The following is a 17,525-nucleotide window of genomic DNA, read 5'->3' as shown; positions in this document are numbered from 1 at the left end:
CGCTACACCCGACGCTCCCAACGTGCCGGCGCCTCTTCGGCGGGGAGGTCGCCATTATAGGGAGATGTTTCATAGGTAAATCTGCCCGCGTACACGAGCACCGGGCCCAGCTGCCGGTGCAGAACGTTGGAGGAGATGCGGAAACAGTTCTCGGCGGCGTCCCACCATTGCTCCACATACGCCTTGGCGCCGACAAATTCCGGGATCGGCAGTCTCAGCGGACCGGCGAACAGGCGGGTGTTCCAGGAGACCATGCGCATCCGGCCGGTGGTGGTCACCTGGCACGTCAACGCCGTAGCCATCCGCCGGTGGACTCCGAGGTAATCGACAAGTACGTCGCCTGTCCAGGATGTGGTGTCCTCGAAGACGCGGTGCGCTGCCTTGAAGTGGAAATCCCGGCGGGCTGTGAGGGAGGGGCGGCCGAACGGATCCATGTGGGCCCAGTTCCGCACCCTGAACTGCACGTTTCCCTCGTACTCCGGGAAGAACGTGTTCTCCCGGGCTGCCAACGCGAAAAGGGGCCGCATGATCCTCGATGGGCTGCCTGCAACGTCGAACGTGCCGCTGCAGATGGCATGGGCCCCGCTGCGCTGGTGGAAACTGAAGTAGTCCTGCAACTGGGGCTGCAGCCGGCTGAATTCTTCTCCGAGCGCGAGCTGGTAGATGGACAATGTCATGGCCATCTCCTTTCAGCAATCCAGTCCAGGATGATGCGGGCAGTGAAGCGTCCATGCGCACGGAGCATCGGACTGCTTGGGAGATCAGGCTGCATCCCGTAATGGGTCATGTAGGCGGCGAGGACCGCAAGCCAACTGTCGACGTCGTCGGGATCCGCTGCCGCTGACAAGGGCGAATCCCGCAGCCACGGACGAGGATCGATGCCGCCGTGGCGAGCATAAAGGAGCAGACCCACCCAGTCCGCCCACGCCGGTCCGCGAGCGAGGAAGTTCCAGTCACAGACGAAAGCACGCTTGTCGCTGCGCTGGATGATGACGTTGTCGGCCCTCAGATCGTTGTGCAGGATGGCATCGCCTCTCAAGGCATCGGCGCTGCGGTTGCACAACGCTTGCAGCTCGTTCAACCGTCCGGCCGTCCACGGCGTAAGAAAGGCGGGCAGCTCACCGCTGGCGCCCAAACGATGGAAGATCGAACTGACCTCCGGATCGTCGCTGAGCCCAGCTGACATCGGGCCGCCGGTCACACCGCGCGGTAGCCCGGCCAACGCGTCCTGAATCGTCACGAGGCTTTCGTGGATCGAACCCAGGTCGGCTTCCGTCCAGGGCGTTCCCGGCATGTAGCCGTGAATGGTCTCGAAGCAGAGAACCTGCCACTCGGCGTCGTCGTCATCTGCTGTGAAGGCCGCCCGGAGGTGTGGGACAGGCAGGTGCGGCGGAAGGAGTTCGAGCACTGCCTGCTCCCGCACATACGCGTCGTGGATGAACTTGTCCGACGACGGCGCCGCCTTGACGAACAAGCTGCGCTCGGCGGACTCTACGATCGCGGCGAAGCCGGGAGTGAAGCCACCGCCTGCCGGCATAGTGCGGCCAACCGGGCTACCCAACCGAACCTCAATGCGGGACCGTACCGATTCAGGGAGCGTGCTCCACTCGCGCCGCCGGGCCGTCCGGGTGTAGTCGAACACCTCGGGGTGCGTTCCCATGCTAGAGCCGCCCTGTTGCCTTGAGACGGATATACAGGTCGGCGAGTTTGGATGGAAGCTCGTGCGGCGGTTCATCGACCACCTCCGCGCCCAACTGGTGCAGGCGGGCCTTGATGGCAGCACGGTCGAGGAGCGCCCGCTCGGCCGCTGCCGCGCGGAAAGTTTCAGCCGCCGTCGTTCGCTCGCGTCGCAGTTCGTCGAGGTGCGGGTCGCGGACCGAAGCCACAACGACGACGTGCTGCGAGGTCAGGGACGGCAGCATCGGAAGGAGTCCTTCCTCCACCGCTCCGGAATCAAGGGCAGTGAGCAGCACAACCAGCGAGCGGTGGGCAGAAATGGACCGAATCTGTGCAGGGATTTGGGAGAAATCGGCCTCGATCAGTTCCGAATCGAGCGGTGCCATGGCAGTGACCAGCGAGGCAAGCAGATTCCCCTTCGCGGCGGACTCAACGCGCGCACGGGGCCTGCGGTCGAACGCGAGGAAATCCACGCGGTCACCGCCACGCTGCGCGAGCACCGCGAGCAGGAGGGACGCCTCGATGCCCGTGTCGAGCCGTGGCTCATCCTCGATCCGTGCTGCGGAGGTCCGTGAGGTGTCCAGCACGATCACCACCCGCCGGTCCCGTTCCGGGCGCCACGTCCGCACAACGGTGTCGCGCCGTCGCGCAGTCGCGCGCCAGTCGATCGAGCGTACGTCATCGCCGCGAACGTAGTCCCGGAGGGAGTCGAATTCGGTGCCGGCTCCGCGAATCTGCACCGCTGCCCGGCCATCCAGTTCACGAAGCCGGCGAAGCTTGGAAGGCAGTAGGCGCTTGGAGTGGAAGGGCGGCAACACCCGAAGGCCGCCCGGTGTCTTGATCGTAAGTTGGCGCGCAGCAAGTCCGAGCGGGCCGACACTGCGCACTGTCACATGGTGAACAGCCAGATCACCGCGGCGCTGGGGAACGAGCTGTACCTTCACACGCCGCCCTTCCCCCGGTGGCACGGAGACCCGTTGGACCGGATTCACAGCCCCTGCCGACGGCTGCCAGCCCTCGCGGATCCAGCCGCGGAGCGCCCGCCCCGAGTGATTCCGTACGGTGAGCGTGCTGAAAGCGCTCTCCGTCAACCGCACCGACTCAGGCAGCGTGCGTTCAACGCCCACGCGGCGCGGCGAGGCAGCCAGGAGCAGGTCGACAGCGCACGCGAGCACAAGCAAGGCGAGCCACACGGCGATGGAGGCCGGGCCGGGGTAGAGAACAACCGGCAGCACACCGAGCAGTGCACACAGGACCAGACGGGATGTAATGCTCATTCCGAAGCGCCCACGGGTTACCGGGGCACCGGCACTGTGGCGAGGATGCTGCCGAGCACGCTATCCACGCTGACACCGTCCATCTGGGCTTCCGGACGCAGCGCCACCCTGTGTCGCAGGGCGGGGAGCGTGAGGGCCTTCACGTCGTCGGGCGTGACGAAGTCGCGTCCGGCGAGCCACGCCCATGCACGCGAGGTGTTCAGCAGGGCCGTTGCCCCACGTGGGGAGACCCCCAACTGGAACGACGGCGCCGACCGGGTAGCGCGAACTACATCCACGATGTAGCCGATCACCTCGGGCGCAATGCTCACTCTCTGTACCGCCTGTCGGGCCTTCGCCAGATCCGACTCTCCCGCGACCGCCCGGACACCGGCACCGGACAGGTTCCGCGGATCGAAGCCGGCACTGTGACGGCGGATCACCTCGATCTCGTCGTCACGTTCCGGCAGAGGGAGGGTGAGCTTGAGCAGGAACCGGTCCAGTTGTGCTTCCGGCAGTGGATAGGTCCCCTCATACTCCACCGGGTTCTGCGTAGCGGCCACGATGAACGGATCCGGCAGTGCACGGCTTACGCCGTCGACCGAGACCTGACGCTCTTCCATGGCTTCGAGAAGTGCTGCCTGCGTTTTCGGCGGCGTCCGGTTGATTTCGTCAGCGAGCATGATGTTGGTGAAGACCGGCCCCTCGCGGAAGGTGAACTCCGCAGTCCGCGACTCGAAGATCAATGAGCCCGTGATATCACCGGGCATCAAGTCCGGAGTGAATTGCACCCGCTTGGTATCCAGACTGAGAGCAGCAGAGAGGCTGCGCACCAGAAGGGTCTTCGCTACGCCGGGCACACCTTCGAGCAGGACGTGCCCCTTGGCCAGCAGGGCAATCAGAAGACCTGTCACCGCGGCGTCCTGCCCGACCACGGCCTTCGCCACCTCGTCCCGGACAGCAACCAGGGCCTCCCTCGCGGACTCCGTCGCGCGGCTCCCGGCGCCTGGTGCGGCTGCGTCCCGGGTGTCACTGTCCGCTGCGGTCCAGTCCGGGGCGTTCCTGTTGGCCGGAGCTTCCCCGGGCCGGTGGGTCGGGGGCGCCGGCTGATACGGGTGTTGTTGATTCATGCGCGTCGAATCTCCTGTTCGAGGTCTTCCAGTTCCTGACTCCAGCGCACCAGTTGCGCGTCGGAGCGTGGCGTAAAGGTGTTAAGAATTCGGTCGACATCCTGATGGTCGCGCCCAGACTTTCGGGCCGCTGCGGCAACCACTTCGAATCGGGATCCGGACTGCGGGACCCGCAATATCGCGGCCAGGCGGTTAAGGGTGCCGGCGCGCAGTGTGTCGGCGGCGTGCTCGACGGCGTTCGCGTCCTGGTAGAGCCGGGCCCGTCCGGCGGCGGTTTCCGCCGAACGTACGACGACGGGCAGCGGCTCGGTCACCAGCGGTCCGAGCCGGCGGCCGCGCCAGAGGATAGCCAGCAACGCCGTCACCAGGAGCCAGAACATCAACGGGTTCACGAACGCGGGCAAGAGGCTCAGCGGATTAACTGGTCCGGCAGCGGCCGGCACATCCTCGGCGGTGGGCTGGTACCAGACGAGTGTCGGAGTACTTCCGAGTGTTCTGAGGGATAACGCCGCGTTCCCGTGTTCATCGGCGAGTTCGTTGCTCAGGACAGCGCCGTTCCCGATGACGAGCACCTCACCGCCGGCCGTTGCAGCGAAGGTGCCGCCTGCTTCGGCGTCGCCACCGGGTGGAATGGGGAAGCAAGTGATGTCTCCGCGATAAGTGCGGCCGCCCGGGCTGATGCTTTCCGCCGCTTGAGCGTCAGTGTTGGCACATTCAGCGGCGAGCGGCTCGGTAACCGTCTCCGGAACCACCCCTGCGGACCGGATGCCGGGAGCGAGCTCCTGCAGGATGGGTAAGCTCGGCTCGACCAGGACTACCCTGTCTGCCAGCCCTGCGGCAAGGTCGGCCAACTGGTCGGACCCCAGCCATCCGTTGGGGTCATGAAGCAGGAGGGTATCGCCTGGCCCGTCAAGGGCATCCTGAGCCTGCTCCAACGTTGTCGCCGGAATCACCTCGATACCGCTGCGCTTCAACACTTCGGCGGTGGCTTGGGCGCCCTGCGGTGCAGGGTTACCGGGCGAGAGCGGGGTGCCGTCGTTCGACGTCGCAACTAGTGCGCCGATGATCACCGAGATGACGAGCAGCGCACCCAGGATGAGCCACGGACGCGCCCGCGACAGATGATTCGTAACGGTGCGGCGCACGCTTCCCCCGTCGCCGATCACCTCCGCATCGCGCGGCCGTCCTGCCGGAGCATGTGGTGCCGTCGTCGTTCCGCTCATAGTGGTGCCGCCCATTGAGCCGTTGCGCGGGCGGACTGGGGCTGGGATCCGGTCAGGTCCCGGTCCAGTGCGACTGACCGCTCGTAATCGGTCGGGGTCGCGGGCCGGGCGCCGTAGTGCACTTCATTGAAGCGTAAGGCCAACCAGGAGATGCCCGTCTCGAACGCACTGAACGCGCCCTTCAGCTGTTCGGCGACTTCGCCGGCGGTGCGGCCTGGCTGGTCATCGAGGACAAGCCGCTCCTCCGCGGAGCGCGTGATGGCGCGGAACCTTTCCGTGAGGGCCTCGTCCCATTCACCTTGGGCCGCGGCTTCGTCAGCGAGGGTACGGTGCGCGTCGGCAGAGAGCGTGGAGGCACGCTCGAACACCGCCGGCCCGGAGCGCTTCCGCCGGGCATTCAGTCGTGGCCGGATGAGAAGGACGGCAACCACAATGACGACGGCGGCGCCGACGGCAAGCAGGATGGTCCCTAATCCGGCGTCCACACCCCTGATCTGGCCCAGCACATCGCCAAGCCAATTGAGGATCTCAGTCCAGATTCGCTCAAGCAGCGAGGGCTCGGCTTCCTGGTAGACCGGTTTCGATAACTCTTCCTGCAGAAGTTGCCGGGCCTCCTCGTCGTCAGGCTGGACCGGAACACTCGCCGATACCGGCCAGCCGATAACGTTTGTCTGCATTTGCACTCAGGGCCCGGTCCTGGAGGGCGGGCCTGCGGACCCCGGATGCCCGAATTGCCCGGCGGCCTGGCCCGGGATTGGGTGTGACACGCCGGTTGCGCGCGCTTCGTTCTCCCGGAGGAGGACGATATCGAAGCCTTCCCTCCGGATCCTGAGATCCACGTAAAGCAGTGCAGTCACTCCGGCCTGGAAGGCAAATCCGACGGCCGTGAAGACGGCCGTGATCGACTGCAGGATCAGCAGCATGGGAAGCGACTGGAACATTCCGGTCTCAAAGGAGGCGGGATCGGTGGTGAAGGACCCAAATCCGACGCCGATGAGCGAGATCGGCATGGTGACGATCTGAGTGATGACGGAAACGATGATCGCGGTGAGGATAAGGATGCCGAACGTGCGCCACCAGTTTCCGGTGGTGAGGGTCCAGGATCTGCGAAGGGCGGCGATTGGCCCTACGTTCTCCAGCATCAGCGCCGCCGGCGCCATGACCCACTTGACGTTGAGCCAGGCGGCGACCGCGATGGCGGCCAGAGTTCCAATGATGATGATTGCGATGGAACCTTGCTCCATGGCCAGTGCGAGGCCAACAAAAATAACGACGAGGATGGTGATCGAGACGGCCCAGATCAGGAACAGTATGGCTCCCAGCCCCAGCAGCGGAAGGATGCGCCGCCCGGCGAGTTTCCACAGCGCTTTGAAACCAGTGCGTTCGTTCAGAACGGCCCTTGCGATAGGGATGATCAGTACTCCCTGGAGGATCAGTACGCCTACTGATGTCAGGAGAATCAGGACCGAGCCGACAGACAGGAATGACGCAATCAGGCCCACGGTCTGCTCTGTCGAAGCAGTGAACGGGTCCAGCGTCGCGATCGATCCGGTCAGTCCGAAAGTCAGGAGGACGGTGATGATGCCGACGATCACCTGGAAGAGGATGGCGGAGCCGAAGGTTGCAAGAGCGTTGCGCCGGCAGGCCTGGAAAGCGCCGTCGAGAATTTCGCCGAGTCCGAGCGGACGCAGCGGAATGATCCCTGGTTTCGGTGGGGCCTGATACCCCGGACCCCTGCCGGGCGGGTAAGGCGGCCACCCCTGGGCACCCGGATTGACGGGCTGCTCAGAGGGCCAGGGCTGGTTTTGGCCCCACTGTGGTTGGGGCGGTTGGTTCTGCCCTTGCTGTGGCGGTCCGGAGGGCGGCTGCCATGGCCGGTCTTCCGGTTTTCCTCCCGGGAAGTTCCCGCTCATGATGATCCCCTTACATACATTTGCTGCCGGTGCCTTATTTGCGACTGCGCCCGGCTCATCTAGAACTATAGTTACCGGCGCCGACGTTTAGTGTCTTTCCTGTTCTGAAGGGCCAATTGTTCCTGACCCGGAGCGGCCAGTAATCGTCCTCTAGGATGACAGGAGCGCAGCGGAACGGCGGATGTGCTTGGTGCGCCAGCGCGCGCCAATGCGACATTGGTTGGGGCAATGGGAGAACATGGAGTCATGAAGGCACGCATTCTGGTCATAGACGACGACGAAGCACTGGCCGAGATGATCGGTATCGTACTGCGCAACGATGGGTTCGACCCGGTGTTCTGCGCCGACGGCGCGCAGGCGTTGGAGATCTTCCGCAGTTCCAAGCCCGATCTTGTGCTGTTGGATTTGATGCTGCCCGGTGTGGACGGCATCGAAGTGTGCCGGCAGATCCGCAACGAATCGGACCTTCCGATCGTCATGCTTACCGCGAAGTCAGACACCTCGGATGTAGTCCGAGGACTTGAATCCGGTGCTGATGACTACGTGCCCAAGCCGTTCAAACCGGCGGAACTGGTCGCCCGCGTGCGTGCACGCCTTCGGCCGGGTGATCAGAAAGCGCCGGAAACGCTGCGAATCGGCGAGGTCAGTATCGACGTCGCGGGGCACTCGGTGACCCGGGCAGGCGAGCGTATTTCGCTGACGCCGCTGGAGTTCGACCTACTCGTCGCGCTTGCCCGCAAACCGTGGCAGGTGTTCACGCGTGAACTTCTGCTGGAGCAGGTTTGGGGATACCGGCACGCTGCGGACACCCGGCTCGTTAATGTCCATGTGCAGCGGCTGAGGTCCAAGATCGAACGCGATCCTGAGGCCCCGGAAATTGTGCTCACGGTTCGAGGCGTTGGATATAAGGCAGGACAAGCGTAATTTGAAGCGGCGTGTGAGCCAGTCCTTCGGTGCCGCGGTAGATGCCGGGGTCCGGGGGTGGCGGGGGTTCCGATCCGCCACGGGGCGGGTAGCGCGTCGGTGGCGACGATCGCTGCTGTTCCGGACCGTGACGTCCACACTGGTGCTCACCGCCGTCGCGCTGGTTGCTGTCGGTGCCTTCCTCTCCAGCCAGATTGCCAACGGTCTCTACCAGGAACGCCTGGATCAATTCAAGGCCGAGGCGAGCGAGGGTCTGAGCGAAGTGAAGCAGATTTTCGCTCAGACTTCAGTGACTGGTCAGGAAGATACCGGCCAGCTCGTACGGGATACCCTGCCGAGCCTGGAAGGCGGGGGCGCCGACGCGCCCCGTCAGTTCATCCTGGCTGACGTGCCGGAACAACAAACGAGCGACTTCATCATTTCCCCGTTCGGAAGTAACGACCTCACAGAGTCAGCGGCGATTCCCGACCAGCTGATCCAGGCGGTCAGGACAGGCGATGCACAGTATTGGTCTCCTACCAGCTTGCCAACCTCGGCAAGCGGAACCGAACTTAACGTGCCGGGAATCGCCTTCGGCACGCAGGTGACCCTCCCACCTGAGCAGACAGAGTATGCGCTGTACCTTCTCTACGATCTTTCTTCGATGCAAGCGACACTCGACTACATACACGGTGTCATCTGGATCGGTGGAACGTTGCTGCTGCTGACAATAGGCGCGATTGTCTGGCTGGTCACCCGAAGTCTGGTGGGACCGGTCAGCCATGCGGCGCTGGTATCGGAGAAACTTGCTGCCGGCCAGCTGCAGGAACGCATGGAGACGCAGGGAGAGGACGAGGTAGCACGGCTTGGCGCCTCCTTCAATCATATGGCGGCGAGCCTCCAAGACCAGATCACGCAGCTCGCACAGCTCTCGCAGATGCAGCAGCGGTTCGTTTCCGACGTGTCGCACGAGCTAAGGACGCCGCTCACAACGGTGCGGATGGCGGCCGAAGTCCTGCATGAAGCGCGCCGTGACTTCGATCCCGTGAACCGGCGCTCAGCGGAGATCCTTTACAACCAGGTTGAGCGCTTCCAGGCGCTCCTCGCGGACCTACTGGAAATCTCAAGGTTCGACGCCGGGGCTGCGGTGCTTGATGCGGAGCCCACCGATATCTTCCAATTGGTGGAGCACGTCATCGACGGCGCGCAGCCCCTGGCAGACAGCCACAAGTCGGAGATCACTGTGATCTCCAGCGAAACCAAGTGCGTGGTGGATGCGGACCCGCGCCGGATAGACCGTATCCTGCGTAATCTCGTGATGAATGCGCTCGAACACGGCGAAGGCAAGCCCATCAACATCTACATCGCTTCCAACCCGGATGCGGTCGCCGTTGCCGTACGGGACCATGGCATCGGAATGTCCCCGCTGGATGCGGCACGGGTATTCGACCGGTTCTGGCGCGCAGACCCTGCGCGCGCTCGAACAACCGGCGGTAGCGGCCTGGGCCTGTCGATTGCAACAGAGGACGCCCGCCTGCACGGAGCCTGGCTGCAGGCCTGGGGGTCGCCCGGGGAGGGATCCTGCTTCCGGCTGACCCTGCCGAAACGGCGAGACGCAGTGCTCAAAGTCTCGCCCCTGCCGCTTCCTCCCCGACAGGCAGCGCTTCCACCTGGACCAGTTGAATCAAATCAGGCGACGCCGGACGCCCTGCCGACTTTGCATGGCGCAGCAGGGGGAGATCGTTCATGAAGCCTCTGCGCAACTCGCGCTTTCTCATCGTTCTGGCTCTGCTGGGAATCCTTACCGCGTGCTCATCGATCCCCACGGCTGGTCCCGTCGGTACCATCGAGGCGACCGCCGAGGCGGAGAACAACGGGGGATTCGTGAATAATCCTCCTCCGCCCAGGGAAGGTTCCAACGCGGCAGAAGTGCTCGAGGGGTTCCTTTTCGCAGGAGTTGGTGTGTCAGATAATTTCAGCGTCGCCAGGGAATACCTCACGCCGGCGCTTGCGCAGACCTGGGAGCCGGAGGAGGAGATCACTATCTACCGCTCTGACCCCATTGTCAGTCCCACGCCTACAGACGGACAGTTGCAGCTACAGGTCGAGGTAGCCGGCTACATCGACGCAGCCGGAATACGCCGCAATGTGCCCGCCGGAAGCACTGAGTCCCTCTCCGTTCGGATGGAGCGGGTGGAGGGTGAGTGGCGTGTCGCGGAAATTCCGAACGGGATCATGATCTCAACCGCGGATGCGGTAAATCTGCTGCAGTCGCACGAGCTGTATTTCTACAGCAGCACCAGCGAGTTCTGGGTGCCGGACGTTCGCTGGTTCGTCAACCGTCAGGGGATTGCTTCGAACATCGCGCAAGCACTCATCAATGGTCCCGCGCCGTATCTGCAGGGCGCCGTTATCAGCGCGTTCCCGGAGAACGCGGCGCTGGCGGTCGAATCGGTTCCCATCGAATCGGGTACCGCTACCGTTGATTTGACTCAAGAGATTCTGGACAGCACAGATGACCTTCAGCGCCAGCAGATGGAGCAGCAACTCGAGGTGACGCTGACTGCGCTCGATACGGTTAATTCGGTCGAACTGAGATCTGGCACTCTGCCTCTCGCGGATTCCGACGCGAACCTGAATACGATTCGAGACCAGGCCGTGGGAAGTCAGCAGGTCGCCATCTCCCAAAACGAGCTGGTCTATCTCGAAGGCGGGGCGCTGAGGCCGGTCGAGGACGTGGCTTCCATCGCCATGCTAGAGCCGATCGATCCCGCCATGTCCTACGGCAGCACCAGAAGTTTCGCGTTCCTCAACGCCGCCAGAACACAGTTGTTCGCGACCGGCGAAGGGGAGGCTGTGAGAACGGTGCTGACCGGATCGAACCTGACTGCGCCGAGCTTTGACCCCCTCGGCTGGCTCTGGACTGCAGGGACCAACAACGAGTCCTCCTATGTGCGCGCCATCTCACCGGGTGGCAACGATGGCGACGCAGTGCAGGTTCTTACCCCGTGGCTCGGAGATCGGACCATCAGTGAAATCCGTATCTCACGAGACGGTGCTAGGGCCCTGATTGTGACCCAGCAGTCCGGTCAGAGCCAGGTTCTTCTCTCCGGTGTCAGCCGAACGGAAGAGGGCGTGCCCCAGAGCCTCAGCGAGCCAATCTCCCTCGACGCGTCCGGACCGGTCAACGCGGCAAAGTGGGTGTCGGAAACCTCAGTTCTCGTCGCGCAGACGTCTGATGAAGATCCGGTCGTCGCGACGCTCATCCCGTTTGCAGGGGAGTCAACCGACTTTCAGCCACCACAAAGCGAAACGTCGCTCCCGATTGAACACATCAGCGCCGGAAGCGGGACGACGGCTCTTTTCGCACAGAGCGCTGGGAGTATTTGGCAGCTGGTAGGCAGCACGTGGAACAACCAGGACGTGCCGGCGCGTGACCCTGCCTTCCCCGGTTAGGTTCCTCGAAGTTCGTGAGTTTATCCACATAGCGCTTAGTTTCTTCACAGTGCACGCTTCAATCCGGCAAGGTGAAGAGGGTGCACTGGAACCGCCTCGCTAGGAGCCTCGACGATCTTCGGCTCCGTCCCTGGTCGGTGAGGACTGGAGCAGCGTTCGGAGAGTTCTGGTCGCTTCTCTTTCCTACCGAGTGCGTCGTGTGCGAACGTCCGGACAGTTCCCTGTGTATGAACTGCACCGAGACGTTTCGGCGTATGACTGTCCGGCCATTCCGGGCGGAGGGGAGCGCCGACGGTCTGCCCGCCTCGGAGGTCAGGGGTTCCCAGCCACAAGCGGACGGTACAGGCTTCCTGCCCCTGCCCGTCATCGCCTCCGGCCGTTACGAGAAGTCGCTCGCGGCTGTGTTGCTGGCATACAAGAATCATGGGCATACGGATCTGCTGCGGTGGCTGCAGGCCGCGCTCGCAGGAGCCCTGCACGAAGCCGGCGTGTCACTCTGCGCCCATGCCGCCGACGTCGTTCTTGTCCCGGTACCCGGCAAGGGTGCTTCGTTCAGGCGCCGAGGCTACGACCCACTCGCCCTGCTGCTGGGCGGTTTGGCGAGACGTGGCGAGCTACCAGCCGGTGCGGTGCTGGTCGCGGCGGTCCGCAACGTGCGTACCCCCGCTGCGAGTGCAATCTCAACCGTTGCGAAGTCAGGTCAGAAGGGCCTTGGGAGGCGCGGGCGGCGTTCAAATGTTGCCGGGAGCATGGAGCCTGTTCCCGCCTATGAGCAGGTTCTCCGTGGGCGTGTATGCCTGATCGTTGACGATGTACTGACCACCGGCTCCACGCTGGCGGAAACCACCAGGGTACTTCGCGGACTTGGCGCCAAGGTGGCGGGCGCCGTCGTTATCGCGGCAACTCCCGCCCCTCGCGGTCGCCGTGGACGCGACACGGAAGAACCGACAGCTAACAGAGACCTGACAGCGGACTCCCAGTCAACCCACCGAAAAAAACCCGCCGGTAGGGGTGAATTCAAACATCGCGTGAACTAACGTGAAGTATGGGTATCGCAACGAAGACAGTTACCCGTCGACAGCGGCTGGAAGGAGAACATCCTCGGCCGCTGTTGTGTCACCTAAGCGATTTTGGAGGGCACTAATGGAATTCATGATCAACGGGAGAAACCTGGCCGTTTCGGACCGTTTCCGCGAGTATGCGGAAGAGAAGATCGACAAAATCGAACAGCTGGGGGACAAGGTCCAAAGGCTTGACGCGAAGGTAACCAAGGAGCCAAATGCGCGTCAGGCGGACAGTGCGCTCACCGTTGAGCTTACGGTGATGGGACGGGGCCCGGTTATCCGTGCCGAAGCATCAGCCGCAGACAAATTCGCGGCGTTCGATCTTGCCTACAGCAAACTGCTGGAAAGGCTTCGCCGCGCGCGGGACCGGCGCAAGGTGCACCACGGCAGGCACACACCGGTTGCGGTGCGTGAAGCGACGGCCGGGTTGGAACCCGCCAGCACCAGTAAGCCCATCTATGCCGAATCGTCGAACCACACAGGCAGCGACGGCGCTAACTCGGCGGAACAGTCCGGCTATGAGATAGCGGACGATGTACCGGCCGGGGATTCGCCGGTACTGATTCGCAGGAAAGTCTTCTCGGGAACGCCGATGAGCCTGGATGACGCCGTCGACAACATGGAACTTGTGGGACACGATTTCTACCTTTTCGTGGATTCGCTGACAGGAGCCCCATCGGTGGTCTACAGGCGTCAGGGTTGGACCTATGGCGTCATCACCCTCGACTCGAAGTGCGCAGACGGCCAGGAAGACCCGCACGAGGAGCTCGTCGCCTACCGGTCGCGCGAATCGGCTACGGCTTGATTTCCGAAGCGGCATCTATGATCGAGCAATGACCTCCACCCTGACTCTCCCACAGGCACGCCGGATCGCCTTGGAGGCACAGGGACTGTCAAGAGTACGGCCCACCGATTCCGCGGGGACGCGGGAGGTGGGCCGTATCCTTGAGCGGATCCAGCTCCTGCAGATTGACTCCGTCAACGTATTGGCCCGTAGCCATTACCTCCCGGTCTTCGCACGGGCCGGCGCATATGACCGCGCGTTGCTGGACCGTATGGCCGGGCAGTCGCCGCGTCGGCTCGCCGAATACTGGGCGCACGAGGCGAGTTTCATCCGACCGGCACTGTTCCCCTATCTGCTGACCGTCCAGAGCCGAAAGTGGGCCGGCGCTTCCTCCCTTCCGGAGGAACTAAGGGAGTCGCTGAGCTCGCGCATTCTGGAACTGCTGGGAAAATCCCGGCCGCTCACAGCTGCGCAGGTACAGGACCGAATCGGCCATGTCGAGGATAGAACCTCGGACCAATGGGGCTGGAATTGGTCCTCGGTCAAACGGGTGCTGGAGGACCTGTTCCAGCACGGGCTGGTGACATCGGCGGGAAGGACACCACAGTTTGAGCGACGTTACACCCTCACCGGGAAAGTCATGCCGGATCTGGTCCATACCCAGGTGGATGTGCCCGCCGAGGAGGCCTATCTCCACCTTGCCGAACGTGCAGCGAAAGCGCTGGGCATCGGGATGGTGCGTTGCATAGCCGACTATTTCCGGACACCGATCAAGCCGACAACGGCCGCGATCCATACTTTGGTGCAGCGCGGCACACTGGTTCCGGTCAGTGTGCAGGGCTGGTCCCAGCCGGCGTACCGATTCGCCGGGTCCATTCTTCCGCGGTCAGCCGTCGGTCGTGCGCTTCTGAGCCCTTTCGATTCCATGGTTTTCGAACGGCGACGGCTCTTGGCCCTCTTCGACTTTCACTACCGCATCGAAATCTATACGCCGGCTCAGAAGCGGCAATTCGGGTACTACGTACTGCCCTTCCTGCTGCGCGATCAAATGGTCGCGCGAGTGGACCTGAAGGCGGACCGTCCCTCCGGCCGGCTCCTGGTGCGGGCTGCGCACGGCGAGCCGTCGAAGCCGGCGGATACCGGCGTCGAACTGGTGGAGGAACTGATGCTGATGGCGCAGTGGTTGGGGCTCAGCCAGATTGTCGTGGAAGAGCGTGGCGATCTCTCTGCGGAGCTGGGAGCCTTGATGGCCGGCGAGCACGGTTGGGAACTAAATCGGGGGACAGTACGTCTCTCGCGTAGACTGAACTCGCCAGAAAGCGGCGTACCTAGATTGGGAGCAAAAACCAGTGCCATCACTTCTTGAACGAGTCCTACGTACCGGCGATAAGAAGACACTGAAACAACTCCGCAATTACGCTGACGCGATCAACGTCCTGGAGGACGAGTTCCGCGGCCTCAGCGACGAGGAGCTGCGGGGAGAAACAGAGAAGCTCAAACAGCGTTATCAGGACGGTGAAACGCTGGAGGCGCTGCTGCCGGAGGCATTCGCCGCCGTAAGGGAAGCATCGAGCCGAACTCTTGGGCTTCGGCACTTCGATGTCCAACTCATGGGTGGAGCCGCCCTTCACCTCGGCAACATCGCTGAGATGAAGACCGGTGAGGGCAAGACCCTTGTCGCCACAGCGCCCGCCTACCTCAACGCGCTGACGGGTAAAGGCGTCCACGTCGTTACTACCAACGATTACCTTGCCGAGTACCAGTCCGACCTCATGGGCCGGGTATTCCGTTTCCTGGGCATGAGCTGTGGGTGCATCCTCTCGAAGCAGGACCCGGCAACGCGCCGTGAACAGTACGCCTCAGACATCACCTATGGAACCAATAACGAATTTGGGTTCGATTACCTGCGCGACAACATGGCCTGGAGCGCAACCGAGCTGGTACAGCGCGGGCATAACTTCGCGATCGTTGACGAGGTCGACTCCATCCTCATCGACGAAGCCCGCACACCCCTCATCATCTCGGGTCAGGCATCCGGTGACGTCAACCGTTGGTACACCGAATTCTCCAAGGTGGTTACGCGGCTGACGCGGGAGACCGACTATGAGGTTGACGAGAAAAAGCGCACGGTCGGCGTGCTGGAGGGTGGAATCGAGAAGGTTGAGGATTACCTCGGTATACAGAACCTGTACGAGTCGGCGAACACACCCCTGATCGGATTCCTCAACAACGCCATCAAGGCAAAGGAACTGTTCAAGCGCGACAAGGACTACGTGGTCCTCAACGGCGAAGTCATGATTGTCGACGAGCACACAGGCCGTATCCTCGCCGGCCGGCGTTATAACGAAGGCATGCACCAGGCGATCGAGGCGAAGGAAGGCGTCGAGATCAAGGCCGAGAACCAGACGCTCGCCACAGTGACCCTGCAGAATTACTTCCGCCTGTATGAGAAGTTGTCCGGCATGACAGGTACCGCAGAAACAGAAGCTGCGGAATTCATGGGTACCTATAAACTCGGCGTCGTTCCCATCCCGACCAACATGCCGATGGTCCGTGAGGATCGCTCGGACCTGATCTACAAGAACGAGATCGCCAAGTTCGAGGCGGTCGTCAAGGACATCGCGGAACGCCACGAACTTGGTCAGCCTGTGCTCGTGGGCACCACCTCGGTGGAAAAAAGCGAGTACCTTTCCAAGCAGTTGGCGAAGGCCGGCATCCGGCACGAGGTGCTGAACGCCAAGAACCATGCCCGGGAAGCGGCGATCGTCGCTCAGGCAGGTCGAAAGGGCGCGGTCACGGTCGCAACCAACATGGCAGGTCGCGGCACCGACATCATGCTCGGCGGTAACGCGGAGTTCAACGCGGTGACTGCCATGGAAAAGAAGGGCCTCCACCCCGCCGAAAACCCGGACGAGTACGAGGCCGAATGGCCGAAAGCACTCGCTGCAGCGAAAGAGTCCGTACAGACCGAGCAGGACGAGGTGCGCGAGCTCGGCGGCCTCTACGTATTGGGTACCGAGCGCCACGAATCCAGGCGGATCGATAACCAATTGAGGGGCCGTTCAGGTCGCCAGGGTGACCCTGGGGCGTCGCGCTTCTATCTTTCACTGACCGATGATTTGATGCGGCTGTTCAATTCAGGTGCGGCCGAGCGCATTATGCACAGCTCGACCATGCCGGATGATGTGGCTCTTGAGTCGAAAATGGTTTCGAAGGCGATCGAGAACGCCCAAGGGCAGGTTGAGGGCCGTAACGCCGAACAGCGGAAGAATGTCCTGAAGTACGACGATGTCCTCAACCGTCAACGGGAGGCTATCTACAGTGATCGGCGGAGAATCCTCGAGGGCGATGACCTGCATGAGAAGGTTGCGCACTTCCTTGAGGATGTCGTGACGGCGATGGTTGACGAGGCGACGGTGCAGGGACACGGCGATGACTGGGACTACGAACAGCTTTGGACCAACCTCAAAACCCTGTATCCCATCAGCCTGACCATCGATGAAGTGGTTGAGGAAGCCGGCGGGAAATCAAAGGTCACGAGGGACTTCCTCCATGCCGAGATCCTTTCTGACGCGAAGCTCGCATACCAGCAGCGGGAAGCTGCGCTCGGCGAGAAGTCGGTGCGTGAGCTGGAGCGCCGGGTTGTGCTCTCGGTCATCGGACGGAAGTGGCAGGAACACCTCTATGAGATGGACTACCTGAAGGAGGGCATCGGTCTCCGCGCCATGGCCCAACGCGATCCACTGGTGGAGTACCAGCGCGAAGGGTTCGTGCTGTTCCAGGCCATGATGGAAGCTATCCGCGAGGAAAGCATTGGCTATATCTTCAATCTCGAGGTTGAGGTGACGCCGGCCCAGCAGACAGGCCTTCCGGGAGTAGCTGACGGGCGCGGTCTGGTAGATACGCCGACGATCAAAGCGGCAGGACTTGAAGCGCCGGAGCGCCCTGCCAGCCTGAATTTCAGTGCTCCGAATGCGGAAGGCGAGGTTGAGACGAGGGTGGAACGCCGTCGTAATGAATCCACTCCAGACACGGGTAAGGAAACCAGGGCCGCGCAACGGGCATCAGCCAAGCGTCGCCGCAAATAGTCAATACTGACGCCGTTTCTGCCGTTGAGAC

At 62.8% G+C, this 17,525-nt stretch carries 14 protein-coding genes; 7 read left to right on the top strand and 7 right to left on the bottom strand.

The genetic code is table 11. The features are described 5' to 3' along the window. Window positions 1–2: 2 nt before the first annotated feature. Genes ACX80C_RS04500 through ACX80C_RS04470 form a run of 7 tightly spaced genes read right to left on the bottom strand, consistent with a single transcriptional unit; the run spans window position 3 to window position 7,199 of the window. Window positions 3–677: a DUF4166 domain-containing protein gene (locus ACX80C_RS04500; protein WP_459325042.1), complete on the bottom strand. Its 675-nt coding sequence runs from the start codon at window positions 675–677 to the stop codon at window positions 3–5. Beyond that, the gene (locus tag ACX80C_RS04495) at window positions 674–1,660 is read right to left on the bottom strand and encodes a phosphotransferase family protein (protein ID WP_459325041.1); all 987 of its coding nucleotides are present in this window, start codon (window positions 1,658–1,660) and stop codon (window positions 674–676) included. The genes ACX80C_RS04500 and ACX80C_RS04495 overlap by 4 nt, the downstream gene beginning before the upstream one ends. Before the next feature lies 1 nt (window position 1,661). Continuing rightward, the gene (locus ACX80C_RS04490) at window positions 1,662–2,954 is read right to left on the bottom strand and encodes a DUF58 domain-containing protein (protein ID WP_459325040.1); all 1,293 of its coding nucleotides are present in this window, start codon (window positions 2,952–2,954) and stop codon (window positions 1,662–1,664) included. Window positions 2,955–2,971: 17 nt separating this feature from the next. Then, entirely contained in the window at window positions 2,972–4,063 is a 1,092-nt protein-coding gene (locus tag ACX80C_RS04485) for an AAA family ATPase (RefSeq protein WP_459325039.1), read from the bottom strand. Beyond that, window positions 4,060–5,301, bottom strand: coding sequence for a DUF4350 domain-containing protein (locus ACX80C_RS04480; RefSeq protein WP_459325038.1), 1,242 nt, complete (start codon window positions 5,299–5,301; stop codon window positions 4,060–4,062). Before ACX80C_RS04480 ends, ACX80C_RS04485 begins: the two co-directional genes overlap by 4 nt. After that, window positions 5,283–5,963 carry a DUF4129 domain-containing protein gene (locus ACX80C_RS04475; RefSeq protein ID WP_459325096.1) on the bottom strand — a complete coding sequence of 227 codons (681 nt, stop codon included), beginning with the start codon at window positions 5,961–5,963 and terminating at the stop codon, window positions 5,283–5,285. The genes ACX80C_RS04480 and ACX80C_RS04475 overlap by 19 nt, the downstream gene beginning before the upstream one ends. Before the next feature lie 6 nt (window positions 5,964–5,969). After that, a complete protein-coding gene (locus tag ACX80C_RS04470) occupies window positions 5,970–7,199 on the bottom strand; it encodes a glycerophosphoryl diester phosphodiesterase membrane domain-containing protein (RefSeq protein WP_459325037.1) in 1,230 nt (409 codons plus the stop codon). A 246-nt stretch (window positions 7,200–7,445) separates the two neighbouring features. Between ACX80C_RS04470 and mtrA the strand changes: the two genes are divergently transcribed. The 7 genes from mtrA to secA all read left to right on the top strand — a co-directional run bounded on the left by mtrA (window position 7,446) and on the right by secA (window position 17,494). Beyond that, window positions 7,446–8,123 (top strand): MtrAB system response regulator MtrA, encoded by a 678-nt coding sequence (gene mtrA / locus ACX80C_RS04465; protein ID WP_167993794.1) that lies wholly within the window; start codon window positions 7,446–7,448, stop codon window positions 8,121–8,123. A 13-nt stretch (window positions 8,124–8,136) separates the two neighbouring features. Continuing rightward, window positions 8,137–9,852: an MtrAB system histidine kinase MtrB gene (gene mtrB / locus ACX80C_RS04460; protein WP_459325036.1), complete on the top strand. Its 1,716-nt coding sequence runs from the start codon at window positions 8,137–8,139 to the stop codon at window positions 9,850–9,852. After that, on the top strand, window positions 9,849–11,558 hold the full coding sequence (locus tag ACX80C_RS04455; protein WP_459325034.1) for an LpqB family beta-propeller domain-containing protein: 1,710 nt from the start codon (window positions 9,849–9,851) through the stop codon (window positions 11,556–11,558). The genes mtrB and ACX80C_RS04455 overlap by 4 nt, the downstream gene beginning before the upstream one ends. Window positions 11,559–11,812: 254 nt before the next feature. Beyond that, the gene (locus ACX80C_RS04450) at window positions 11,813–12,595 is read left to right on the top strand and encodes a ComF family protein (protein WP_459325033.1); all 783 of its coding nucleotides are present in this window, start codon (window positions 11,813–11,815) and stop codon (window positions 12,593–12,595) included. 106 nt (window positions 12,596–12,701) lie between these two features. After that, window positions 12,702–13,427: a ribosome hibernation-promoting factor, HPF/YfiA family gene (hpf, locus tag ACX80C_RS04445; RefSeq protein ID WP_459325031.1), complete on the top strand. Its 726-nt coding sequence runs from the start codon at window positions 12,702–12,704 to the stop codon at window positions 13,425–13,427. 28 nt (window positions 13,428–13,455) lie between these two features. Then, window positions 13,456–14,772, top strand: a complete 1,317-nt coding sequence (locus ACX80C_RS04440) for a winged helix-turn-helix domain-containing protein (RefSeq protein WP_459325030.1) — start codon at window positions 13,456–13,458, stop codon at window positions 14,770–14,772. Further along, the gene (gene secA / locus ACX80C_RS04435; RefSeq protein WP_459325029.1) at window positions 14,756–17,494 is read left to right on the top strand and encodes a preprotein translocase subunit SecA; all 2,739 of its coding nucleotides are present in this window, start codon (window positions 14,756–14,758) and stop codon (window positions 17,492–17,494) included. The genes ACX80C_RS04440 and secA overlap by 17 nt, the downstream gene beginning before the upstream one ends. Window positions 17,495–17,525: the final 31 nt, after the last annotated feature.

It is taken from the genome of Arthrobacter tecti (assembly GCF_054511355.1).
The sequence above is the reverse complement of the archived record's forward strand: the minus strand, read 5'-3'. Positions and strand labels throughout refer to the sequence as shown.